The organism is Actinomyces lilanjuaniae, assembly GCF_003606385.1.
GTDB classification, from domain to species: domain Bacteria; phylum Actinomycetota; class Actinomycetes; order Actinomycetales; family Actinomycetaceae; genus Actinomyces; species Actinomyces lilanjuaniae.
The window spans coordinates 2,972,954-2,995,438 of sequence record NZ_CP032514.1 but is presented as its reverse complement, the minus strand read 5'-3'; the positions used below and the strand labels follow the sequence as shown (position 1 = coordinate 2,995,438).

The following is a 22,485-nucleotide window of genomic DNA, read 5'->3' as shown; positions in this document are numbered from 1 at the left end:
CGGCCCACCGGCCGTCCGGGAGCGTGAGATGGACGGCATGCCGTGACTTGCCGGGACATGCTGGGACACAGAGTCAGAACGACCTGGCCCGCCCCTCGGGAGAACCCCTACCCCCTCGGGAGCCTGAGCCCGTTGGCCCCAGGCGGCCCAGGGTTAGGTAACCCTCCAGGTCCTGGTCCTGGCCCGCGTTAGCCAGCCGCAGCGGCGCACCGCCCTCCAGCGGGTTGACGACCCGCAGCAGCACCGTTGCCTGCTCCTCGGGCACGTCCAGCGTGCCGGAGAAGGTGACCGCCGTGCCGGGCAGAACCTGGCGTAGGTCGCCGTTTAGAGCTGTGCGTTCCACCACGGTGCCTCCGGAGTCCAGGACGACGACCTCCACCTGCCAGCTGTAGTAGAAGGGAGCCACTCCGTCGTTGACGATCTCCACCTCCACCTCGCTGCCGCGCGCACGCCACCGCGTCGCCGCCAGCTCGTAGCCGGTGGACGCGCTCGACTCGGCGGCGAGCCTGCGCTCCTGCTCCCCCATGTCCCCGGTGAAGACCCAGTCGTCGAGCAGCCAGGTAGCGTGAGTGGCCTGGATGGAGGCGGTCAGGTCGATGTCGCGCCCGGCCGCCACGTCCTGGGCGGAGCCGCAGTCGTCAGGGTCGGTCAGCACACAGTCCTGGATGCCCGGGTACACCTCCCCGCCGATCGGACTGGTCTGCCAGGCCTGCGTGGCCCCGGCCGTGCGCATGAGCGCCATGAAGTGCCAGTCTGTCGTATCCAGGGTGGCGTAGCCAAAGGAGTCGTCGTGGTAGCCCACGTCGTGGGAGGCTGACCACGACGTGGGGTAGCGCATCTGGGTCGGGGTGGTGTCAAAGGCCTCGTCCCAGGCCTCCACCAGTGCCTTCTGGTTGGCCTCGCTGGCCATCCAGTCCTCGCCCCGGGGATTGTCCGAGGAGACAGTGCCGTCCATGGGCCAGGTGTGCCCCTCCCCCCAGAAGCCCACCAGGCCCTGGGTGACGAAGCCTAGGCGGGGGTCACCGTCGTAGCGTTCCCCGAAGGCGGAGACGAAGCCGGTGAGCATCGTCATCGTGTCCGGGTCGTTGTAGTCCGGGCTCACCGAGGCGGCTGAGCCCTGTACCCCGTTGTGGTAGAAGCTGTAGGAGCGGGTGGTGACCAGGCCGTCCTCCACCAGGTAGGGGGGGACGCCGCTGGGACGACCGGGAAAGTCCATGTAGAAGCGCAGGACCGTGTGGTGCCCACGAGCAGCGATCGCCTCCAGGTGGGACTCCAGGACTGTCCAGTCGTAGGCGTCAGGTCCTGTGACCACGTCGCTGAGGGGCAGGTAGAGCCACTCCATCGTGTGGGGCAGGGCGGAGTCGGAGAGGTCGGGGTCGGCCTGCGGGTCCTCAGGAGCATAGGGGAGCATGCCCTTGAGCGGGTTGGATACGGGAGCGACGGTCCGGGGCAGCTCCTCCCACGCCCCCAGAGGCAGACAGGCACGTAGGCCCGCAGCCAGGAGGACAGCCACGATCACGATGCCCACGATGCTGACGACGGCTCGTCGCCTTCCCCTACGGCCGCCCCACCCGGCCGCGACCCGGTCCCAGACGGCCCCGACACGGCGCGAGCCGAGGCTACCCGGCGCGTCGCCGGGGTCCTCGGCAGGTACCTGCGCAGGTACGCCGTCGATCGGGAGGTGGGTCATTCTCGCCGCCTTGCTGGGAGGTGCTGGGTCGGTGCCCCAGGCTGCAGGGTCCAGGGCCGGTCCGGGGGACGGTAGGCCGATACGCGAGACCGACCGCGGTCCTAGTGGGCTGCCGCTGTCCCCGTGCTCGCAGGCTACCTGCCCGGAGCGGGCAGGACCGGTAGCAGGTCCCGGTAGGCACAAGCCGTTGCACCCCGGGCGCGACTGCCCCTGGGGTGGTGAGCGGCCTCGACCGTCTGCCACGAGCCCCTGTGCCCCGGGTAGGGCTGACGGCTCCCGGGCCGCCCGGTGGAGCACTACCTCACACTGGAGGCTTCCTGCACCACGCCACGGGTGCACGAGATTGCCGCCCCTGGCCCAAGTGGACACAATGTGCCCGTGCGCGTCTACAACTTCTCCGCCGGTCCCGCCCAGCTGCCTCTGCCCGTGCTGGAGCGTGCCGCCTCCGAGCTGACCGACTGGTCCGGGTCGGGGATGTCCGTCCTGGAGGTCTCCCACCGTGGCAAGGACTTCGTGGCATGCGCTGCTGACGCGGAGGCCACCCTGCGCCGTGTCATGGGCGTGCCCGAGGACTACCGGGTCCTCTTCCTCCAGGGTGGGGCCACAGCCCAGTTCGCGGGTATCCCCCTTAACCTCACCGCACCCGGTGACACGGTTGCCTACCTCAACACCGGCCAGTGGTCAGCCAAGGCTGTCGAGCAGGCCCGCGCCTACGACCTGGACGTCGTCGTCGTCGCGGACGAGGCCGCCTCCTCCTACACCACCACCCCGGAGGAGGGCTCCTTCTCCGTCCCCCAGGACGCCCGCTACCTGCACTACACCCCCAACGAGACCATTGGCGGCGTCGAGTTCGGCTACGTCCCTGACGCGGGCGACGTCGCCCTGGTGGCCGACGCCTCCTCCACCATCCTGTCCCGTCCCCTGGACGTCAGCCGCTACGGGCTCATCTACGCCGGGGCGCAGAAGAACATGGGCCCCTCCGGGCTGTGCGTGGTCATCGTTCGTGAGGACCTCCTGGGGCGCGCTCGCACCACGACCCCCGTTGTCCTGGACTACACCAGGATGTCCGCCGCCGACTCCATGCTCAACACCCCGCCCACCTTTGCCGTCTACCTCCTGGGGCTCATCGCTCACTGGCTGGAGGATAACGGTGGCCTGGAAGCCATGGGCGAGCGCAACCGTGCCAAGGCCGAGCTGCTCTACGGTGCCGTCGACGCCTCAGACTTCTATACCAACCCTGTCCAGGAGCGCTCCCGGTCCTGGATGAACGTTCCCTTCACTCTGGCTGACCCGGCTCTGGACGCCGACTTCCTCCTCGGCGCCCAGGCTGCGGGCCTGACCAATCTCAAGGGCCACCGCTCCGTGGGAGGGATGCGGGCCTCCATCTACAATGCCATGCCCATTGAGGGCGTCCAGGCGCTGGTGGACTACATGACCGACTTCGAGGCGACCAGGGCTTGAGCCCAGGGCCAGGGCCAGACCTGGGGTCAGGCCTGCCAGACACAGGGAAGAGACTGCACAGATGACTGACAAGACCTACCGTATCCAGACACTCAACGGCATCTCCGGGGCTGGCCTGTCGCGCTTCCCCGACGAGCTCTACGAGGTCGGTGGTGGTGTGGAGGAGCCCCACGCCCTGCTGGTGCGCTCGGCCTCCCTTCACGACACCCCCATCGGGGACTCCGTCATGGCGGTGGCCCGCGCCGGGGCCGGAACCAACAATATTCCGGTGGCGGCGCTGACCGAGCGGGGCGTGCCGGTGTTCAACACTCCCGGAGCCAACGCCAATGCCGTCAAGGAGCTGGTGCTGGCAGGGCTGTTCATCGCCTCGCGTCACCTCATCCCCGCCGCCCGCTTCGCCCACGAGCTGTCGGGCGACGACGCGCAGATCGCCAAGGCGGTCGAGGCGGGAAAGAAGCAGTTCGTGGGCTTTGAGCTGCCCGGACGCACCCTGGGCATCATCGGCCTGGGGGCGATCGGGGTCCAGGTCGCCAACGCGGCACTAGGGCTGGGGCTGAGTGTCGTCGGTTTCGACCCGGGGATCTCGGTGGAGCACGCCTGGCACCTGAGCGCGGAGGTGGAGCGGGCTGACTCGATCGAGGAGGTGTTCCGGCGCGCCGACATCCTCACGGTGCACGTCCCCCTCATTCCCGCCACCCGGGGCCTGGTGAGCACCCAGCGTCTGGCTCTCATGAAGGACACTGCCGTGCTGCTCAACTTCGCCCGGGCGGAGATCGTCGACACCGACGCTGTCGTCACTGCCCTGGACGAGGACCAGCTGGGCGGATACGTGTGTGACTTCCCCTCCACGGCCGTCCACAAGCATCCCAAGTGCATCTCCCTGCCGCACCTGGGCGCCTCCACCAAGGAGGCGGAGCGCAACTGCGCCATCATGGCGGCGGAGTCCCTACGCGGCTTCCTGGAGGACGGTCAGGTCCACAACGCCGTCAACTTCCCTGAGGCTGTCATGGCCCGCGCGGAGGGTACCCACCGCCTGGTCATCGTCAACCGAAACGTCCCTAACATGGTGGGACAGGTCTCCACGATCGTGGCTCAGCACGGGCAGAACATCGCCAACCTGCTCAACAAGTCCCGCGACGACCTGGCGGTGACCCTGGTTGATATCGAGGGTGAGCGCCTCCCCGAGGTCCTTGCCGAGGTGCGCGCGATCGACGGGGTGCTGTCGGCACGCTGCATCTGAGCGTGGTACCGCGATACCACGTGCTATGCAGGGCACACGCCCGGGTATTGGCCAGGCCTTAGCCGGGCAGCCGCGACCTCAGTCCTGCGGGCTGCGCCCCTGGGTCGTGTCCTGGCGCCTCAGGCTCCTGCCTGCGGCCAGCAGCCGACGCTGGAGCCTGTACACCTCGCCGTCGGCGGTGCCGTCAGGACGGGGGCCGCGTGGGTCGCCGTAGGCGCGCCCCAGGCCGCGCTCGTCCCAGGCGGTCCACCCCGGGTCCCCGGTGGTGATGAACCGTACCCAGTCGCCGTGCACAGCGTCAGCCAGTGACTGCGGCGGTCTGCCCTGCAGGGTGTGGTCGCAGTAGGGGTGGGCCAGGCAGTCGAAGGCGAAGGGCACCTCGAAGCAGTGGGTGGACCAGCCGGTGGCGGGCGACTCCCAGGCGAAGCGGCTGATCCACGTACCTGCGTTGCTGTCATGGGTGCTGCGGTGACAGCGGCGGGCCTCGGCCCAGGCCACCAGCGGCAGGTGGAACATGGCGTCAGACAAGACGTTGCCGAGAAGCAGGTGCTGCCTGTCCGTGTGCTCGGGGTGCCCGGCCACGTAGTCGCGCGCCAGCCCGGCGTCCACCCCCGCTTCGGTCAGCACCTCTGCGGCACTGCGCCCCTCCATCTCATCAGCCAGCTCCGACGTCGCGGTGAGGAACTCGTGCGTCGTGCTGATGGCCAGGAGCGGGACCCCGGCACTGTGGCCCCGGGCGACCGCCTCGTGCACGCCCAGAGACAGGACGTCACCGTCCACAGTGGGGCCGTAGGTGATGGTGGTGTCCTCGCCGGGCACCAGGGCGGCTCGGACCCTGTGGGCCAGCGGCGGCGCGTGCGTCGCGGCCAGCTCGGTGCGATGGGCCTCAAAGTCCATGGTGGTGGCGAAGAGCTGGTCGTAGTCCAGGGTGTGCCACCCCTCCAGGGTGGGGGTGACCCCGGCAAGCTCAGCCATCTGCCGGGCCGTGTCCCGAGCCCGGTCGGCAGGGATGTCAGTGACAGCCGCCGACTCGATGATGCCGCGGCAGAACAGGCCCTCAGCCCGGGGTGCTGTCATCAGGGTGAGCACGTTGCCCCCGCCAGCACTCTGCCCTCCGACGGTGACGTTGGTGGGGTCGCCACCAAAGGCGGCGATGTTGTCGCGTACCCACTCCAGGGCAAGGACCTGGTCGAGTACACCGCGGTTGAGCGGGGCGTCGGACCCGTCCACCCAGCCGTAGCCGTCAAAGCCGAGCCGGTAGGACGGGACGACAGTCACCACGCCGTCGCGGTTGAAGGCGGCGCCGTCGTACCAGGGGCTGGCCTGGCACCCGGAGGACCAGCCGCCGCCGTGGATCCACACGTAGACCGGCAGCCCGGCTTTTGCCTGCCCGGGCACCGGGGTGAAGACGTTGAGGTTGAGCATGTCCTCGCCGGGGCCGGAGGGCTCTGGAATGGCGGGGTCCTCAAAGACCGAGCCCCGTTGCGGCGTCGGCCCGGGAAGGAGGGCCGCGCGCTCCTCCTGCCAGCGGGCGCGCGGGACGGGCGCCATGAAGCGAAGCCGACCTACCGGTGCCTCGGCGTAGGGGATGTTGTAGAACGCGGCGGAGCGTCCGTAGCCAGTCAGCTGTCTGGTGAGGTCGGGGGCGCGGCAGACAGGTGTGGTAGCAGGAGCGTCAGCCAGGGTGCCGGGCGGGACGACGGTACGCCACCGGCCGCGCACCGGACCGCACGGCGCCCGGACCAGGGGTCCGCTCCCCGCAACAGGGACGGCGATCGGGGTGGAGGATACGTGCTCGGCGGAGAGCGTGGTGTCAGTCGTGGTTCTATCGCTCATACCTTTATTGTCCCGTCATCTGCTCCGCCGTGCAGAGGGTGTGCCGTGGCCTGCTGGACCTGAGTCCCTGAGCCGGGAACCATAGCGCCCATGCAGCTGACGACCGACCTCAAGGGCCTTGCCTCCGTCCGGGCATTCCGGACCCTGCTGGTAGTCCGGCTGCTGTCCCAGACCGGGGACGGGATGGTCCAGGTGGGGCTGGCCACCCTCTTCTTCTTCCAGGCCCACAGCATGGCCACAGCCAGCGGGGTCGCCACCGCCTTGGTGGTCATGCTCCTGCCCTTCAGCGTCGTGGGTCCCTTGACTGGTCCCCTCATCGACCGGTGGCGGCGGCGCCAGACCCTCCTGTACGGCAACCTGGCCCGGGCAGGCCTGATCGCTGCTACCGCTGTCGTCCTGCGGGTTCTTGGTAGGGGGCCGCTCCTCTACGTGCTCGTACTTGTGGCCCTGGGTACGAGCAGGTTCCTGCTCAGCGTGCTCAGTGCCGGGCTGCCTCAGGTCGTGGCTCGCCAGCGTCTCCTGGTGGCCAACTCCGTCGTACCCACCCTGGGTGGGGCGGCCACCGCGCTGGGTGCCGTCATCGGGGTGCTGCTGCGGCTCCTACTCCCCGAGGGCAGCCCGCAGGAGACGGCCAGCCTGGTGACGGCGGTCCTTCTCTACTGCGGCGCTGCCCTGGTGGTGACCCGGTTGCGGCCTGACCAGCTGGGGCCTGACGGCCGGGAGGGCAACGGGGGTACCGGTCTGGGCGCCGGGCTCGTGGCTGCTGCGGCTGACCTGGTCGACGCTGTGGTCTACCTGGTGCGTCGCGGCACCCCGGGTCTGGCGCTGACCACGATGGCGCTGCACCGGTTTGTCTACGGCATGGAGGTCGTCACCGTCATCCTGGTGGCGCGCAACCTGCTAGCTGCCCCCCAGGACGCCGACCGGGGCCTGGCGTTGTTCGGTGTCCTCATGGGGCGATGGTGGCGGGTCACGGGGTGGCCGTGGTCCTGACTCCTCTTGCCCATGAACGGGTCTCGCCGTCAGCATGGGTGGTGGCCTGCCTGGTGGGGGCAGTGCGGGCCAGCTGGTACTTGTAGCGACCTACGACCAGTACTGGATGACCGGAGGTCTCCTCGTGTTCGGTACAGGTGTGCAGGGAGCCAAGATTGCTGTGGACACGATAGTCCAGAGCGACACGGCCGACTTCTACCGGGGTCGTGCCTTCAGCATCTACGACGTCCTGTTCAACACTGCTGAGTGCGTGGCGGCAGGAGCTGCGGTCCTGGTGCTTCCCGGTACCGGCTGGTCGGTACCGGTGCAGGCAGCGCTGGTCGTGCTCGTGTGGGTGGTTGCGGCTGCCTACTGGTGGTTGGTGCGCGCCCTGGGCGGGGGGCCCAGGGCGGTGGCGGCAGAGGCCGAGACCGGGTCGCGGCAGCAGCGGGCGGAGCCGCTGGGCGGCTCCGCAGCGCGCTGAAGAGCGTACTGCTCAGGGTGGAGGGTAGGCTGCGAGCGATAGTACTGGATGTCGGTCAGGCCCCTTCGTGCGCGGTCGTCCAGCTACGCTGCCACATCCTGGGAGCCTGTGCGTGAGGAGTCTGCGTGGCCAATGACATGGTGGCAGGGGCCGTTGAGAAGGTTCTCGACGCGGTCGCCAACGGAATCTTCGTGGAGGACGAGCCGCTTCCCGCCGAGGCCGAGCTGGCCCGGTTCCTTCGGGTCTCGCGGCCAACAATGCGTGAGGCGGTGAGGAACCTCTCTATGGGCGGGGTCCTCAATGTGGTGCACGGGAGGGGCACGTTTCTCCTGCCGCGGTTCCGGTGGCGCGAGCTGCGCTACCTCATGTACGTGGCCGCGCACGAGGGGCGTGTGCTGGAGGTGGAGCTCGACGTCCTGGGGGTTCAGGAGATGCTGGAGGTCGGTGCCGTCCGGCTGGCTGCTGCTCACCGCGCGGACAGTCATCTGGCGGAGATGTCGCGGTGCGTGGAGGAGTACGAGGTGGCCGCGAGAACCGACGACGTCCAGGCGGTGGTCGGGCTGGACAACGCCTTTCACGACGCCGTTCTCAGCGCTGCCGGCAACCAGTTCGTCCCCGCTGCGGTGCACCCCTACCGTGACGCCCTGCTCGGTGCCAGGTTCAGAGCCGCAGAGGCTCAGGGCGTGCGGACGCGTGTGGCTGAGCAGCACCGTGCTATCCAGGAGGCGGTCGCTGTCGGCGACGGCGCCCGGGCCGCTGAGCTGATGCGTGAGCACATGGCGCAGACGCGGGCCGACATCCTGGCAGCACGTGACCGCCAGGGCGGGGAGCTGTCTGACGGCCTCTGAGGACCTATGGGCAGCCAGGGAGGGGCCGCGCCGATCCCAGGTCAGGTTGTGAGGAGCCCTAGGACCTGAGCGGTGAGAGGCATCTGACAATGCTCAGTGCTCTGAGGTGGTTTATGCTCGCTTGGATTGTCGAGACGTACAAGGCTGTGCGGGAGCACGGCTCTCACGCGCTCCCGCCCATGCCAGAGAGCAGGAGCCATGTCAGCAACAACCGCATCTATCAGTCCTTCCGCCGTCGAGGCGGTGGGGATCCCGCAGCCCCGGGAGGCCAGCCAGACGGAGGGCGCCGCAGTCAGCACGGCTGACGTGGAGGCCGTGGTAACCACGGTGACTGTGGTGCTGGCGCTGCTGGCGGTGCTGGGGATGTTCATCATCTTTGCTGCGGCCGCAGGATCCCTGCCTACGGTGCTTGCCTGCGCCTTTGTGTCTGTCGTGATCTGTGTGGCGACTGCCTTTCGACTACTTCACCGCTCCGGAATGTGATAGTCGCCATATTTGCGCATCTGTGAATAGGCGCGCCGCAGGGGGAGGGTCTTGCGGAAGAGAGCGAGGAGGACGGCTGCGTCGGTGGCCGTCCTCCTTGACGTTTCTGGCCACCGCCAGGACCGACGCTGGAGAGACGGCCAGGAGAACCCTCTCAGGGGCGGCTGCCAGGTAAGGGGGCGCCTACGGTTCTTGACAGGTCGGGCCGGAGGTGGGGGCAGTGGTCGGTCCCTGAGGTCGTGGTTGGGGCCGGAGCGGGTCAGGGCCGGGGTTGCCAAGGTTCGCGGTCGGTGGTGTAATGGATGTACAAGACCTCAGAGCACTGAGTTCTTAGGTATCCAGTGCGGGTGAGTTGCTCGCCGTGGATCCGCAGTGTGGGTGTGCTACGGCGTCATCCCGCTGCAAGCCCCGGGCTGTCCAGGACCCCAGCAGCCCGGAACCTGAGAGCCCAGGTGCCGATACGCAAACCGTCGAACCTCCTGAGAGCGCGGAACAATGAAGATCCTCGCCGTCAACGTCAACACCACCTCCTCCATGACCGACAGCATCTGCCAGGCTGCCGCCGCAGTGGCCCGCAGCGGCACGAACGTCGTGGGCCTGACCCCCGTCGTTGGCGCGGACTCCGTAGAGGGGGGCTTTGAGTCCTATCTTGCTGCCGCTGCCGTCATGGACGCGGTGGTCACCTACCAGGGCGGTGCTGACGCTGTGATCCTGGCCGGCTTCGGTGACCACGGCAAGGAGGGCCTCATGGAGCTCTTGGAGGTGCCGGTTGTTGACATCACTGAGGCGGCCGTGCACACAGCGATGCTGCTGGGCCGCCGCTTCTCGGTGGTCACCACCCTGGACCGCACCGTCCCCCACATTGAGGACCGCCTCCTGTGCTTCGGCCTGCTGAGCCACTGCACCTCCGTGCGGGCGACCGGTCTTGGCGTGCTGGAGCTCGAGGACACCACCCGGGCGCGGGAGGCAATTGCCCACCAGGCCCGCCTGGCTGTGGAGCAGGACCTCGCCGAGGTCGTCGTCCTGGGCTGTGGCGGTATGGCGGGACTGGATGCCGTGCTCGCCGAGGAGCTGGGAGTCCCGGTGGTCGAGGGGGTGGCTGCTGCGGTCAAGACCGCGGAGCTCCTGGTGGACCTGGGGCTGCGTACCTCCAAGGTCCGCACCTATGCCGAGCCTCGTCCCAAGCGGCTCAGTGGCTGGCCCCTGTCCGCTGAGGTCGTGGAGGTCACCTGACCGCGCGCACCCGGTCGGGCAACGGCGCCTGAAGCGGGTGGAGTGGAGCTCACAAGACTGAAAGGACGCTGCGGTGGAACACGACACACTAGTCGGGCACCCGACCGAGTCGACCGCGTCGGTCGATCCCCGCCTGATCAATGACGACCTGGCGCCGGCCAGGAGCCGGGACTGGGGATTCTTCTCCCTCTTCGCCATGTGGATGTCAGACATTCACTCCATCGGTGGCTACACCTTTGCCGCTGGTCTCTTCGCCCTGGGCATCGGTGCCGTCTCCGTGTTCGCCTCGCTGACCGTAGGCATCATCGTGGTCTTCCTCCTCATGAACCTCGTGGGATTTGCTGGGCAGAGGACGGGCCTGTGCTATCCCGTCCTGGCGCGGATCACCTTCGGCACGCTGGGCTCCAACCTGCCCGCACTGCTGCGAGGATTCGTGGCGATCTGCTGGTACGGCATCCAGACCTGGCTGGCCTCTAGGGCCGTCATCGTGCTGGTCGGGGGCATATGGCCCGGTATCACCGAGGTCGGGCAGGCCAGGTTCCTGGGTGAGAGCCTCCTGGGCTGGGCCGCCTTCCTTTTCATGTGGGCACTCCAGCTGCTGCTGCTGCGCAACGGCATGGATACCATCCGCCGGTTCCAGGACTGGGCCGGTCCTGCGGTGTGGGTCGTCATGCTCGTCCTGACCGTCTACATCCTTATGCGTGCGGACTGGCACATCTCGCTCAACCTTGCCACGTCCCCAGCCCGCTGGGGAACTGCTCACGCCGTGGGAGCCGCTGTGGCCCTGACGGTGTCCTACTTCTCCACCCTCCTGCTGAACTTCTGCGACTTCTCCCGGTTCTCTCCGACACGCCGGGCCGTGTGGATGGCGAACCTGTGGGGCCTGCCCGTCAACTTCATCGCCTTCTCCGTGGTCTCTGTACTGGTCACCGCGGGCTCTCTGAGGATCTACGGGGACTACATCTTTGACCCCATCGAGCTCGTCGCGCGGATCGAGCACCCGGTAGCCATCATCCTGGGTGCGGTGACCTTCACGGTGGCGACGCTAGGGATCAACGTGGTGGCGAACTTCGTCTCCCCTGCCTACGACCTGGCCAATGCCTGGCCAGAGAGGATCACCTTTGTCCGGGGAGGTGTCATCTCGGCCTGCATCGCCCTGGTGATCACCCCGTGGAACCTTTACAGCAACCCGGTCATCATCAACGTGTTCCTGGCTGCCCTGGGTGCCGTCCTGGGGCCGCTGTTCGGCATCATCATCGCCGACTACTACATCCTGCGCCGGGAGAAGGTTCAGGTCTCCGAGCTGTTCCGCGCTGACGGCCTCCACTCCTTCACCCGGGGGTGGAACCTCAGGGCGGTGTGGGCCTTCGTCGTCGCCAGCGCTCCCTCGGTAGCCGTGGCGGTGGTACCGACCGACCCCTGCAGGTTCCTCAGCCCCTTCTCCTGGTTCATCGGCGCCGCGCTGGGGCTGAGTGTGCACCTTCTCCTGTCCCGACACGACCCCTATGTGCTGCGTGCGGTCCGCCAGGCGGAGTCCGTGGACCTGGAGGCAGATCGGGACTCTGTCTCCCGCTGACGCGCAGGACAGGTGCCGCCCGAACCTGCTGACGCCCGTCACCAGCCGCGAGGCACCGGCGGCCCCGGACAGTACCGGGCGGCACTGGTGGGTATCCGGGATCACAGAACACACCAGACCACACCCACAGGCCACACAGACAAGACAGACCAGACACGGAGACCCGCCATGGAGACCACCGCCCCTGCCACCCTGCCAGGCACGTCCGCCACGCCGTCGCACCACGACCTGGTCGTCCGCTCCCGCCAGGTCGTCCTGCCGGGGGGCACCCGCCCGGCCGCCGTTGTCGTCGACGGGGAGAGCATCACCGCAGTGACGGGTATCGACGCCCCTGTCAGTGCTGACGCGGAGGTGAGCGTACCTGGCACCTGTGTCCTCATGCCCGGCCTGGTGGATACCCACGTCCACGTCAACGAGCCGGGCCGCACCAGCTGGGAGGGCTACGAGAGCGCCACCCGGGCGGCTCTGGCCGCGGGTGTGACGACGATCATCGACATGCCGCTCAACTCCTCTCCTCCTACCACGACAGTGGAGGCGCTGGAGGCCAAAGAGGCGGCCGCCCGCGGCAGGCTCTCAGTGGACGTCGGCCTGTGGGCAGGAGCGGTCCCGGGCGGCACCGCCCAGCTGGCGCCCCTGTGGCAACGCGGGGTCTTTGGCTTCAAGTGCTTCACCTCCTTCTCCGGTATCACCGAGTACGGCCACCTGAGCTACACGGAGCTGGACCGGGTGGCCGCCGAGGTGGCCGAGCTGGGAGCGGTCCTACTCGTCCACGCCGAGGACCCTCAGGTGCTGGCGGCTGCACCCCAGAACGTGGGGCGGGAGTACGCCGACTACCTGGCCTCGCGACCGTCCCAGGCGGAGGTTCAGGCTATCGACCGGGTCCTCCAGGCAGCCCGTGCCACGGGGGCGCGGGTGCATATCCTCCACCTGTCCTCTGCCCGGGCGCTGCCTGCGATCCGCCGGGCCAAGGACGACGGCGTCCCGGTCACCGCGGAGACCTGCCCCCACTACCTGACCTTTGCGGCGCACACGGTGCCTGACGGTGCCACTGAGTACAAGTGCGCCCCGCCGCTGCGGGAGGAGACCAACCGGCAGGCGCTGTGGGAGGGGCTGCTCGACGGCACTATCGACCACGTCGCCTCAGACCACTCTCCCTGCACCGAGGACCTCAAGAACCGGCAGACCGGAGATTTTGCCACGGCGTGGGGCGGTGTCTCCTCCGTGCAGGTGGGGCCCGCGGCCGTGCTGACGGCTGGTGAGGAGCACGGCGTGGGCCCGCAGGACCTTGCCCGCTGGATGGCTACTGCTCCCTGCCAGGCCTTCAGCATCCCGGGCAAGGGTGCCATCGCTGCAGGCTGCGACGCCGACCTGGTGGTGATGGACCCCCGGGAGACCTTCGTCGTCGATGCCCAGCGGCTGGAGCACAGGAACAAGCTCACCCCTTACCACGGGCGGAGGCTGCGCGGGGTGGTGCACCGCACCTTCCTTCGTGGCCGCCTGGTGGACCGCGAGTCCATGGGCGGTCGCGTGATCAGGCGCTGCTGAGCCCTACCGCGCCGATGGCCGAGCGATGTGGGCGGCAGGTAGTTCCAACTCGTGACAGCCCACGGACACAGCCACTACCTCGACAGGAACCCGATAGGGACCAGACAAGGGCTAGACAAGGACCCGACAAGGGCCAGACAAGGAGGACACAATGCCCCAGTACATGCGCTCGATCGAGGAGCTCGTCAGCGCCGTCGACCATGTTGGCAAGAGCTTTGTCTCCATCAACGACATGGCTGACGACCAGCTCTACAACCTCTTCGAGCTGGGACGGGTCCTGGAGCTGTTCAACCGCTCCAGGATCGACCTGCTGCCGGACAAGGTGCTCGCCCTGCTGTTCTTCCAGCCCTCGACCCGGACCCGGATGAGCTTTCAGACCGCCATGCAGCGCCTGGGCGGCCACACGATCGTCGAGGCGAACCCCGGTGTCACCTCCTCGGTGGCCAAGGAGGAGTCCATTGAGGACACCATGCGCTGTATATCCCAGTACGCCAACCTGGTGGTGCTGCGCCACCACGACGAGGACGAGGCCAGGAGAGGGGCGCAGGCCGCGACCTGTCCCGTGATCAACGGCGGCTGGGGCCACTGGGAGCACCCCACTCAGGCGCTCCTGGACCTCTACACCATGTGGCGTCGCTTCGGGCGGGTCGAGGGCCTTCGCGTCGCGGTGGTCTCCCCTGACATGGTGGAGGCCCGCACCGGGCACTCCATGGCCTACGGCCTGGCACGCCTGGGGGCGGAGGTGACGATCTGCTCGGACTCCGACCGCCGCGCCCCTGAGGAGGTCACCAGCCTCATCCGCTCCACCCTCCACGGTGGACTGCGCGAGGAGACTGACTTTGACCAGGACCGCTTCAACGACTTCGTCCGCACCCAGGACCTCATCTACCTGCCCGGGTGCTCCGCTCCGGCGGGAGCCAAGGCGGAGGAGTTCAAGACGCTGATGGACCGCTACCTCGTGCGCTACGAGACATTGGCTGAGGAGGCGGAGAAGGGTCACCAGATCTACGTCACCCACACTCTCCCCCGTCGGGCGGGGGAGATGGACCTGCGTATCGACGACAGCCCCCACCAGCTCTACTTCCGGGCCATCCTCCAGTCCGTGTCGATTCGGATGGCCCTGTTGACCGCGATCCTGGGGCTGTGAGCGTGGGCCTGCTCGGTGAGGGACCGGATGCGTGGCCGCGAACGCGGGAGCCTCCTGCCAGCGTGACCTGTCGTTACGGGGCCGGGGGCTGCCGTGAGCGCCAGGAGCAGCAGGACCAACCACCGAGAAGGCCGGTCAGGAGCAGTGGCCGGGAGCACCACCAACTACGAGAAAGGCAGTCATCATGACAGGGCTTGAGATCACCGTCGGCGGCTTCAGCCTGCGTGCACGTTACGAGGAGGAGGCTGCTCCCCGGACCGTGGCGGCGCTGCGGGACAGGCTTCTGCCGCTGGAGTCCCAGATCATCCACGTGCGCTGGTCCGGGCAGGCAGGGTGGATTCCCTTCGGGGACCTGGACCTGGGGCTGGAGGCCGAGAACGGGACCTGCTACCCGCACCCGGGCGAGATCGTCATCTACCCCGGTGGCGTCTCCGAGACCGAGCTGCTCATCGCCTACGGCTACGTCAGCTTCGCCTCCAAGGCAGGACAGCTGGCTGGGAACCACTTCGCCACCGTCGTCGAGGGTGGGCAGCACCTGCCGGCCCTGGGTGAGAGGCTCCTCTGGGAGGGAGCCCAGGACATCTCGTTACGGGAGGTGTGAGCAGGAGCGGCAACGAGGCCTTGGGCCCGTCGCGGGGCTCGGAGGACAGGACCTGGTGCACGCAGCGTCGGACCAAAAGGAGAGAAGTATGCTCAACGACCAGGAGCTGGAGGAGATGCTCCGGGTGGCACGCCAGTGCCGACGTGACATCGTCCTTATGACGCACAAGGCCGGCAGCGGGCACCCGGGAGGGTCGCTGTCAGCCATCGACGTGCTGGTGGTGCTCTACCTGCGGCACATGCGGATCCGCCCCGAGGAGCCGTTGTGGCGCGAGCGGGACATGTTCTTCCTGTCCAAGGGGCACTGCACACCCGCCTACTACGCGGTCATGGCCGCCAGGGGCCTCATTGCCCACGAGGAGCTCATGACCTTCCGGGCCATGCCTACCAGGCTCCAGGGCCACCCCTCCAACACCCACCTGCCCTGGGTCGACTCCTCCTCGGGGTCCCTGGGCCAGGGGCTCTCGGTGGCCAACGGTGCCGCCCTGGCCGCCCGTCACGACGGCGTCACGGCGCGCTACTACGTCATGCTCGGCGACGGGGAGATTCAGGAGGGGCAGGTCTGGGAGGCCGCCATGACGGCGGCGGCGCACCACCTGGACACCGTGTGCGCCGTCCTGGACGCCAACGGGATCCAGCTGGACGGGGCCGTCGAGGGGGTCAAGTCCGTCGGCGACGTCTGCGCGAAGTGGAGGGCCTTCGGCTGGAACGTCATTGAGGTGGACGGCCACGACCTGCGTGCGGTGGACACCGCGCTGGAGACGGCCGCCCAGGCACGGGGGGTGCCCACCATCATCATTGCCCGCACAGTCAAGGGGAAGGGAGTCTCCTTCATGGAGAACACCTCGGCCTTTCACGGGAAGGCACCCAGTGACGAGGAGCTGCGCCAGGCTCTGGAGGAGCTGGAGGAACCGGTATGACACCCGCAGGAACGCAGATGGAGCCCCAGGACAGTGCCCAGGGTCCCCCGGGCGGGCAGCAGGAGGAGCCGCAGGAGCGTGCGCCCCGCAGAGAGCCCCGAGACGGGTACGCGCAGGGTCTGCTGGATGTCGGTAGTCGCCACGAGGAGGTGTTCGTCCTGGACGGCGACTGCTCCAAGGCCAGCTACACCAGCAGGTTCCAGGAGGCCTTTCCCGACCGCTTCCTCAACATCGGAATCGCCGAGTGCGACATCGTGGGAACCGCTGCCGGGCTCTCGCTGCTGGGCAAGGTGCCCTTCGCCAACGCCTACGCCAACTTCCTCACCGGCCGCGGCTTCGACCAGATCCGCGTGAGCGTGGCCTACTCCGGGCGCAACGTCAAGATCGTGGGGCACAACGCGGGCACTAGTGCGGCGCAGGAGGGCGCGACCCACCTGCCCCTGGAGGATGTCAGCCTCATGCGCTCCCTGCCGGAGATGACGGTGGTCTGTCCGTGCGACGCGGTCGAGACGCGCAAGGCCGTGGCTGCAGCCTACGAGCTGGACGGGCCTGTCTACCTGCGGGTCGCCAAGCTGGCGGTGGACGTGGTCACCCGGGAGGACACCCCCTTTGACATCGGCAGGGCTCTGCGCCTGCGCGAGGGCTGCGACGTCACCCTGGTCTCGACAGGCTGCATGCTCAGCGAGGTGCTGGGAGCCGCCCGTCGGCTCCACGCCCAGGGGGTCGAGGCCGAGGTCCTCCACGTCCACACCGTCAAGCCCCTGGACGCCCAGACCCTGCTCGACTCTGTGGAGCGGACCGGGTGCGTGGTCACAGCGGAGGAGCACTCCGTGATCGGTGGCCTGGGCTCTGCCGTTGCCGAGCTGGTGGTGGAGAACCGTCCAGTCCCCATGGAGAGGGTCGGTACCCGTGACGTCTTCGGCCTGTCCGGGACCATGGACGAGCTCTTTGACTACTTCGGCCTGCGGGCTCGGGACATTGCCCAGGCGGCGCTCAGGGCGGTGGGGCGTCGCAGCGGCTAGGACCTGGCACGCCCGGTCGAGACCAGGCGTCCCAGGTCCCGGGCACGACGGGGTGCCGCCACAGCCTGCTTCCTGCGCGCAGCGCGGTCAGGCAGCAGGCCAGACAGGAAGACAGAAGAGAAAACAGGGAAAGAGACACGGAAAAGAGGTGCATGATCGTGAAGGAGTCGCTGCACGACTACATGAAGGTCGGGATCGTCCACTTCATGGCCTACCCCTTTGCCGCGGGCGGGGACCAGCCCGTAGCCGCCTCCGTCGCCGAGGTCGTCGAGGACGACTTCTTTGAGGAGATCGAGATCACCCGCATCAATGACCAGAAGGAGCGCGACGCCGTCACGGGTCTGCTGCGCACCTCCGGCGTGGACGTCGGGTTCGGTGCCCAGCCCTGGCTCCTCAAGGGCGGGTACGACCTCAACTCCTTTGACGAGGACCAGCGCGCCCAGGCCGTGGCGGCCATGAAGGCAGCCGTGGACCAGGCCTACGAGGTGGGGGCGCGCAAGATCGGGTTCCTCTCCGGACCCAGGCCGGCGCAGCGCCGCGACGAGGCCCTGGCGCTACTGGTCGACTCCGTCGTCCAGGTCGGCCGCTACGCCAGGTCCCAGGGAGACGGGGGGCTGGTACTGTCCCTGGAGACCTTTGACGACTCCACGGACAAGTGCGCCCTGGTGGGCACCAACCGGCTGGCCTGCGAGGTCGCCTACGAGGTGCGCAAGGCTGTCCGGACTTCGGCCTCATGGTGGACCTCTCCCACCTGCCGATGCAGGGGGAGACACCGCGCCAGGCCCTGTCCGCCACTCGGGACTTCATCAACCACGCCCACATCGGCACCTGCGTCATCCGCGACCTGGACGACCCCGCCTACGGGGACCTGCACCCCTACTTCGGCCACCCCAAGGGTGAGAGTGGTGTCCCCGAGGTGCGGGAGTTCCTGCGCTGCCTGCTGGACATCGGCTACCTGCGTGAGGACGCCCCTGAGCGCGCTGTCGTCGCCTTCGAGGTCCAGCCCCTGGGCGCGCAGCGCTCGCGCGCCGTGGTCGCTGACGCCAAGCGGGTGCTGCGCGAGGCCTGGCGCACGCTGTGAGCAGTGCCGTGAACAGGAAGGAGCGCAAGACATGACACGAATGCGAGCAGTGGACGCCATCGCCCTCATCCTGGCCAAGGAGGGGGCCACCCAGGCCTTCGGGGTTCCAGGCGCTGCCATCAACCCGCTGTACTCGGCCATGAGGGCGCACGGGGGCATCCGCCACGTCCTGGCCCGCCACGTGGAGGCCGCCTCCCACATGGCCGAGGGGTTCTCCCGTGTGGGGGGAGGTCGTATCGGGGTGTGCATCGGCACCTCCGGTCCCGGGGGGACCGACATGGTCACCGGGATGTACTCCGCGTCGGCGGACTCCGTGCCCATCCTGTGCCTGACCGGCCAGGCTGCCGTCCCCATGCTGCACAAGGAGGAGTTCCAGGCTGTCGACATTGCTGCGGTTGCCGCGCCGGTCACCAAGATGGCGGTCACCGTCCTGGAGGCCGCCCAGGTTCCCGGGACCATGGCCAAGGCTTTCCAGCTCATGCGCTCTGGCCGTCCGGGTCCCGTCCTTGTCGACCTGCCCCTTGACGTTCAGGTCACCGTGATCGAGTTCGACATCGACGCCTACCAGCCGCTTCCGGTGGAGCGTCCCGCCATGTCCGCCTACCAGGCAGAGCGGATCCTCGACATGCTCGACGCCTCCAGGCACCCGCTGCTTATCTGTGGCGGAGGGGTGATCAGCGCCGAGGCCGCCGACGACATGGTTGCCCTGGCGGAGTACCTGGGTGTTCCGGTGGTCTCCACCCTCATGGGGTGGGGAGCCGTCCCTGACGACCACCGGCTGGCCCAGGGCCTGGTAGGTATCCAGACCTCCCAGCGCTACGCCAACGCGACCTTCCTGGAGTCCGACCTGGTGATCGGGATCGGCAACCGCTGGGCGAGCCGTCACACGGGAGACCTGGACACCTACCGGGGACAGCGCCGGTTCGTCCACGTGGACATCGAGCCCACGCAGGTCGGGCGGGTCTTCCCACCCGACTTCTGGTCCGTCAGCGACGCGGGCGCCGCCCTGCGCACCCTGCTCCAGGCGGCTCGTCAGCGCTACTCTGCCCCGCTGGAGCGCTACGGCTCCTGGGTGCAGGAGTGCCAGGAGCGCAAGCGCACCCTGCTGCGCAGGACCCACTTTGACGAGGTGCCCATGAAGCCCCAGCGGGTCTATGAGGAGATGTGCCGGGCCTTCGGGCCCGAGACCCGCTACGTCACCACGATCGGCCTGTCCCAGATTGCCGCGGCCCAGATGCTGCACGTCTACCGCCCCCGGCACTGGGTCAACGCCAGCCAGGCGTCACCACTGGGGTGGACGCTTCCGGCGGCGATCGGCGCCAGCGTAGCGGACCCGAGTACCCCGGTGGTGGCGCTGTCCGGGGACTACGACTTCCAGTTCCTCATTGAGGAGCTGGCGGTGGCCGCCCAGCTCCAGATCCCCTACGTGCACGTGGTAGTCAACAATGCCTACCTGGGCCTGATCCGGCAGGCGCAACGCGCTTTTGACATGGACTACCAGGTCCAGCTGTCCTTCGTCAATATCAACGCCCCCCAGACCCGGGGCTACGGGGTGGACCACGTGGGCGTGGTGGAGGCGCTGGGGTGCCGGGCCGTGCGGGCGCACACGCCCGAGGAGCTGGCACAGGCGCTGTCCAGCGCGCGCCAGACCGCGCTGCGTGACCAGGTGCCGGTGGTGGTTGAGGCGGTCCTGGAGCGTGTCACCAACGTCTCGATGGGGACCTCCCTGGACGCCGTCAACGAGTTCGAGCCGCTGGCGCACGACCCTGCTGCTGACGCCCCCCTGGCCGTGGCCCTGGGCCCGGAGCCGGGCGCGGTGTCCCAGACCTGAGGAGAGGGTCAGCCATGGAAGCTGTGGAGGTCGACCGCGACGAGCTGCGTCGTGGTGACACGGACGGGCGGCTGTTCAACGACGACCTCGCCCCGGCGACGGCGCAGGAGCGCACCTGGGGCGGCTACGCCCTGTTCTCCCTGTGGATGAACGACGCGCACAACGCCTCGAACTACACCTTCGCCGCCGCCCTGTTCATCGGGACGGGGACGCTGACGGGGATGACGCCGCTGGGCATCGTCATCGGCGTGCTCCTCGCCACGCTGATCATCTTCGTGGCGTGCTGCGTCTCCGGGCTCATGGGTTACGAGACGGGAGCCCCCTACCCGGTGATATCCCGGGTGACCTGGGGCGTGTGGGGTGCCAACTTCCCGGCCGTGATCCGCGGGATCGTGGCGATCGCCTGGTACGGGATCCAGACCTACCTGGCCTCGGTCTCCCTGGAGCTGTTGATGATACGGGTGCTGCCCCTCGTGGGGGAGCTGGACGCCCCCGTCCTGGGGCTGCGTGTCTCAGGGTGGGTGGCCTTCCTTGTCCTGTCCGCTGTCCAGCTGGTCATCGTGTGGCGCGGCATGGACGCCGTGCGTCACTTCCAGGGACTGGCCGGGCCGGTCATCTGGGTGATCATGATCGGCCTGGGTGCCTGGATGCTGTGGCAGGCGGGGTGGGAGTTCGACTGGACGGCCAACGCCGAGGGCCGCACGCCCGGAATCGGCTACCAGGTGTACCAGGTCATGGTAGCCGTGGGGCTGACGGTGGGAACCCTGGCCACCCTGATGCTGAACTTCTCTGACTTCGCCCGCTACGCGCCCAGCGCCCGCTCCATGGTGCTGGGCAACGTGCTGGGGCTGCCTCTGAACTGGACCGCCTTCGCCATGACCTCGGTGCTGTGCTCGGCCGCGGCCATCAAGGTCTACGGCGAGGCGTTCCACGACCCGGGCGACCTGCTGTCGCGTATCGACAACGACCTGGTGTTCTACGTGGTGAGCCTGGGGTTTATCGTGGCCACCATCGGTGTCAACATTGTCGCCAACTTTGTCTCGGCGGCCTTCGACCTGTCCAACGTGAGCCCGCGGAGGCTGTCGTTCCGCGTGGGCGGGATCGTCGCGGTCCTCGCCTCGATCGCTGTCACCCCGTGGAACCTGTACGGAAGCCCTGTGGCCATCACCTACTTCCTGGGGTCGCTGGGGGCACTGCTGGGGCCGTTCTTCGGGATCCTGGTCATCGACTACTTCTACTACAAGCGCTCCCGGGTGGACCTGCATGATCTGTACTCCCCGGCTAGGAACGGGCGCTACTACTACCAGCGCGGGGTCAACCTGAACGCGCTGGCGGCCTTCGTCCCCGCAGCGGTGGCTGCGTTGTGCATCGCGCTGCTGCCACTGCGCCTGTGCCAGGTACTGGCCCCGTTCTCCTGGTTCATTGCCGCGCCCCTGGGCGCCCTGTGCTACTGGGTGGTCATGACGGTGCGCGGCCAGGCCCCAGGTCCCGACGTCGGCACTGACTCTGGTCCTGGTGCCGAGACCGGTCCCGCCCCGGCCTCACAGCCTGTGGGCTGAGCGCCCAGCCGTCAGCCACGGTACTCCTGGTGGTGCTGCGGTACTCCTGGTGGTACTGGCTGACGGCCGGGTCGGCGCCGCCGCGCGCGGCCTGCTCAGAGCTCGTTGACCCAGGCGGCGCGGTCGGTGAACAGGGTCAGGACCGGGTCGTAGATGACCACGTACTGGCCGCCTGCGGAGATATCGACGTCGAAGCACACGTCACCGCTGACGCTCCCCTGCGGGACCAGGGTGCTGGAGGTCAGGTGGGTGTCCGTTCCGCTGAAGCCCGGGTCGGTGATGGCGCCCTCGGGGTTCAAAAGCGTGAAGTCGAAGGCGTTGACGTCCACCGGGTCCGTGGAGCCGTTGACGACGGTAACCGTGGTGCAGGCCGTCGGCCCGAGGGTGGCGTCCCCGGCGGTCACCGGTGTGGTGGTGATGCTCACGTCCTTGCTTGTCAGGGTGTCGCCCGTGCGACCGACGATGTCGTCGTCGGCCATGCCGGGGAAGGTGAGACCCGACGGCGGCTGGCTGTCCTCGGGCTGGCTGCCCTCGGCAGGAGCCTGCGCGGTGTCGGCGCTGTCCCCAGAGCCTGCGGCGGCCTGGTCCGTCTCGGCTGCGTCGGCTGCTGCGCTGGGTGCCGTGGTCGCGCCTGCGGAGGAGCCCTCACCCCCACCGAGGGCGGAGGCCAGGGCGGACACGAGGACGAGGGCGCCCAGGCCGGTGAGGACCTTGTGCCTGGCGAACCACGAGCGCTTGGGTCCAGAGGGCACAGGAGCGTCGGGCACGGGGACGGGAGGCACCTGTCCCCCAGGTCCGGGGTAGGGAGCGGAGGGCTGGGGCGGTGTGGGCTGAGGCGGTGTGCCAGGTGTGGTGGTCATGGTCGGGTCCTTCCTGTCAGGATCTGTGCCAGGTCTGCGTCATGTCTGCTCCAGCAGAGGTGCGCCCGGGACCGGTAAGGGCCTTGCTGTCTGGCGG

The 22,485-nt window shown here is 68.4% G+C and carries 18 protein-coding genes and 1 pseudogene; 16 read left to right on the top strand and 3 right to left on the bottom strand.

The window, feature by feature from the left end:
- Window positions 1-73 precede the first annotated feature (73 nt).
- Window positions 74-1,690, bottom strand: a complete 1,617-nt coding sequence (locus D5R93_RS12855; protein ID WP_120205618.1) for a DUF4832 domain-containing protein — start codon at window positions 1,688-1,690, stop codon at window positions 74-76.
- A gap of 378 nt (window positions 1,691-2,068) precedes the next feature.
- Here D5R93_RS12855 and serC point away from each other — a divergent pair, with 378 nt between their 5' ends.
- Both serC and D5R93_RS12845 read left to right on the top strand, forming a co-directional pair.
- Window positions 2,069-3,151, top strand: coding sequence for a 3-phosphoserine/phosphohydroxythreonine transaminase (serC, locus tag D5R93_RS12850; RefSeq protein ID WP_119835386.1), 1,083 nt, complete (start codon window positions 2,069-2,071; stop codon window positions 3,149-3,151).
- Between the two features lie 61 nt (window positions 3,152-3,212).
- Entirely contained in the window at window positions 3,213-4,391 is a 1,179-nt protein-coding gene (locus D5R93_RS12845; RefSeq protein ID WP_119835387.1) for a phosphoglycerate dehydrogenase, read from the top strand.
- A gap of 78 nt (window positions 4,392-4,469) precedes the next feature.
- On the opposite strand, the gene D5R93_RS12840 is transcribed toward D5R93_RS12845, so the two are convergent.
- Window positions 4,470-6,227 carry a carboxylesterase/lipase family protein gene (locus D5R93_RS12840; protein ID WP_120205615.1) on the bottom strand — a complete coding sequence of 586 codons (1,758 nt, stop codon included), beginning with the start codon at window positions 6,225-6,227 and terminating at the stop codon, window positions 4,470-4,472.
- 90 nt (window positions 6,228-6,317) lie between these two features.
- Here D5R93_RS12840 and D5R93_RS12835 point away from each other — a divergent pair, with 90 nt between their 5' ends.
- The 14 genes and pseudogenes from D5R93_RS12835 (at window position 6,318) to D5R93_RS12775 (ending at window position 21,528) form a co-directional block, all read left to right on the top strand.
- A complete protein-coding gene (locus D5R93_RS12835; protein WP_243106825.1) occupies window positions 6,318-7,220 on the top strand; it encodes an MFS transporter in 903 nt (300 codons plus the stop codon).
- Window positions 7,221-7,254: 34 nt separating this feature from the next.
- The gene (locus tag D5R93_RS14400) at window positions 7,255-7,683 is read left to right on the top strand and encodes a hypothetical protein (RefSeq protein ID WP_243106824.1); all 429 of its coding nucleotides are present in this window, start codon (window positions 7,255-7,257) and stop codon (window positions 7,681-7,683) included.
- A 125-nt stretch (window positions 7,684-7,808) separates the two neighbouring features.
- Window positions 7,809-8,531: a FadR/GntR family transcriptional regulator gene (locus D5R93_RS12830; RefSeq protein ID WP_120205612.1), complete on the top strand. Its 723-nt coding sequence runs from the start codon at window positions 7,809-7,811 to the stop codon at window positions 8,529-8,531.
- Window positions 8,532-8,729: 198 nt separating this feature from the next.
- Entirely contained in the window at window positions 8,730-9,014 is a 285-nt protein-coding gene (locus tag D5R93_RS12825; protein ID WP_119835391.1) for a hypothetical protein, read from the top strand.
- A gap of 495 nt (window positions 9,015-9,509) precedes the next feature.
- The gene (locus D5R93_RS12820; RefSeq protein WP_120205610.1) at window positions 9,510-10,247 is read left to right on the top strand and encodes an aspartate/glutamate racemase family protein; all 738 of its coding nucleotides are present in this window, start codon (window positions 9,510-9,512) and stop codon (window positions 10,245-10,247) included.
- Window positions 10,248-10,320: 73 nt separating this feature from the next.
- Window positions 10,321-11,823: an NCS1 family nucleobase:cation symporter-1 gene (locus D5R93_RS12815; RefSeq protein WP_119835393.1), complete on the top strand. Its 1,503-nt coding sequence runs from the start codon at window positions 10,321-10,323 to the stop codon at window positions 11,821-11,823.
- Between the two features lie 168 nt (window positions 11,824-11,991).
- On the top strand, window positions 11,992-13,368 hold the full coding sequence (allB, locus tag D5R93_RS12810; RefSeq protein ID WP_120205607.1) for an allantoinase AllB: 1,377 nt from the start codon (window positions 11,992-11,994) through the stop codon (window positions 13,366-13,368).
- Window positions 13,369-13,519: 151 nt separating this feature from the next.
- On the top strand, window positions 13,520-14,515 hold the full coding sequence (locus D5R93_RS12805) for an aspartate/ornithine carbamoyltransferase family protein (protein WP_119835395.1): 996 nt from the start codon (window positions 13,520-13,522) through the stop codon (window positions 14,513-14,515).
- Window positions 14,516-14,699: 184 nt separating this feature from the next.
- A complete protein-coding gene (locus D5R93_RS12800) occupies window positions 14,700-15,116 on the top strand; it encodes a DUF3830 family protein (RefSeq protein WP_119835396.1) in 417 nt (138 codons plus the stop codon).
- A gap of 88 nt (window positions 15,117-15,204) precedes the next feature.
- Window positions 15,205-16,035: a transketolase gene (locus D5R93_RS12795; RefSeq protein WP_119835397.1), complete on the top strand. Its 831-nt coding sequence runs from the start codon at window positions 15,205-15,207 to the stop codon at window positions 16,033-16,035.
- Window positions 16,032-17,057: a transketolase family protein gene (locus D5R93_RS12790; protein ID WP_243106823.1), complete on the top strand. Its 1,026-nt coding sequence runs from the start codon at window positions 16,032-16,034 to the stop codon at window positions 17,055-17,057. Before D5R93_RS12795 ends, D5R93_RS12790 begins: the two co-directional genes overlap by 4 nt.
- Before the next feature lie 152 nt (window positions 17,058-17,209).
- Window positions 17,210-17,638, top strand: a pseudogene (locus D5R93_RS15095) (sugar phosphate isomerase/epimerase); the annotation flags it as partial.
- 531 nt (window positions 17,639-18,169) lie between these two features.
- A complete protein-coding gene (gene gcl / locus D5R93_RS12780; RefSeq protein WP_120205605.1) occupies window positions 18,170-19,969 on the top strand; it encodes a glyoxylate carboligase in 1,800 nt (599 codons plus the stop codon).
- 14 nt (window positions 19,970-19,983) lie between these two features.
- Window positions 19,984-21,528: an NCS1 family nucleobase:cation symporter-1 gene (locus D5R93_RS12775; RefSeq protein ID WP_120205602.1), complete on the top strand. Its 1,545-nt coding sequence runs from the start codon at window positions 19,984-19,986 to the stop codon at window positions 21,526-21,528.
- A 95-nt stretch (window positions 21,529-21,623) separates the two neighbouring features.
- Here D5R93_RS12775 and D5R93_RS12770 read toward each other — a convergent pair whose 3' ends face one another.
- Window positions 21,624-22,388, bottom strand: coding sequence for a DUF4352 domain-containing protein (locus D5R93_RS12770; protein WP_119835401.1), 765 nt, complete (start codon window positions 22,386-22,388; stop codon window positions 21,624-21,626).
- Window positions 22,389-22,485: the final 97 nt, after the last annotated feature.

Bases quoted from the DNA above. Each gene is read 5' to 3' on its own strand.
- D5R93_RS12845 (WP_119835387.1), top strand. From the start codon at position 3,213: ATGACTGACAAGACCTACCGTATCCAGACACTCAACGGCATCTCCGGG.
- D5R93_RS12805 (WP_119835395.1), top strand. From the start codon at position 13,520: ATGCCCCAGTACATGCGCTCGATCGAGGAGCTCGTCAGCGCCGTCGAC.
- D5R93_RS12790 (WP_243106823.1), top strand. From the start codon at position 16,032: ATGACACCCGCAGGAACGCAGATGGAGCCCCAGGACAGTGCCCAGGGT.
- gcl (WP_120205605.1), top strand. From the start codon at position 18,170: ATGACACGAATGCGAGCAGTGGACGCCATCGCCCTCATCCTGGCCAAG.
- D5R93_RS12820 (WP_120205610.1), top strand. From the start codon at position 9,510: ATGAAGATCCTCGCCGTCAACGTCAACACCACCTCCTCCATGACCGAC.
- D5R93_RS12770 (WP_119835401.1), bottom strand. From the start codon at position 22,388: ATGACCACCACACCTGGCACACCGCCTCAGCCCACACCGCCCCAGCCC.
- D5R93_RS12855 (WP_120205618.1), bottom strand. From the start codon at position 1,690: ATGACCCACCTCCCGATCGACGGCGTACCTGCGCAGGTACCTGCCGAG.
- D5R93_RS12775 (WP_120205602.1), top strand. From the start codon at position 19,984: ATGGAAGCTGTGGAGGTCGACCGCGACGAGCTGCGTCGTGGTGACACG.
- D5R93_RS12825 (WP_119835391.1), top strand. From the start codon at position 8,730: ATGTCAGCAACAACCGCATCTATCAGTCCTTCCGCCGTCGAGGCGGTG.
- D5R93_RS12795 (WP_119835397.1), top strand. From the start codon at position 15,205: ATGCTCAACGACCAGGAGCTGGAGGAGATGCTCCGGGTGGCACGCCAG.
- D5R93_RS12835 (WP_243106825.1), top strand. From the start codon at position 6,318: ATGCAGCTGACGACCGACCTCAAGGGCCTTGCCTCCGTCCGGGCATTC.
- D5R93_RS14400 (WP_243106824.1), top strand. From the start codon at position 7,255: ATGGGTGGTGGCCTGCCTGGTGGGGGCAGTGCGGGCCAGCTGGTACTT.
- D5R93_RS12800 (WP_119835396.1), top strand. From the start codon at position 14,700: ATGACAGGGCTTGAGATCACCGTCGGCGGCTTCAGCCTGCGTGCACGT.
- allB (WP_120205607.1), top strand. From the start codon at position 11,992: ATGGAGACCACCGCCCCTGCCACCCTGCCAGGCACGTCCGCCACGCCG.
- D5R93_RS12840 (WP_120205615.1), bottom strand. From the start codon at position 6,227: ATGAGCGATAGAACCACGACTGACACCACGCTCTCCGCCGAGCACGTA.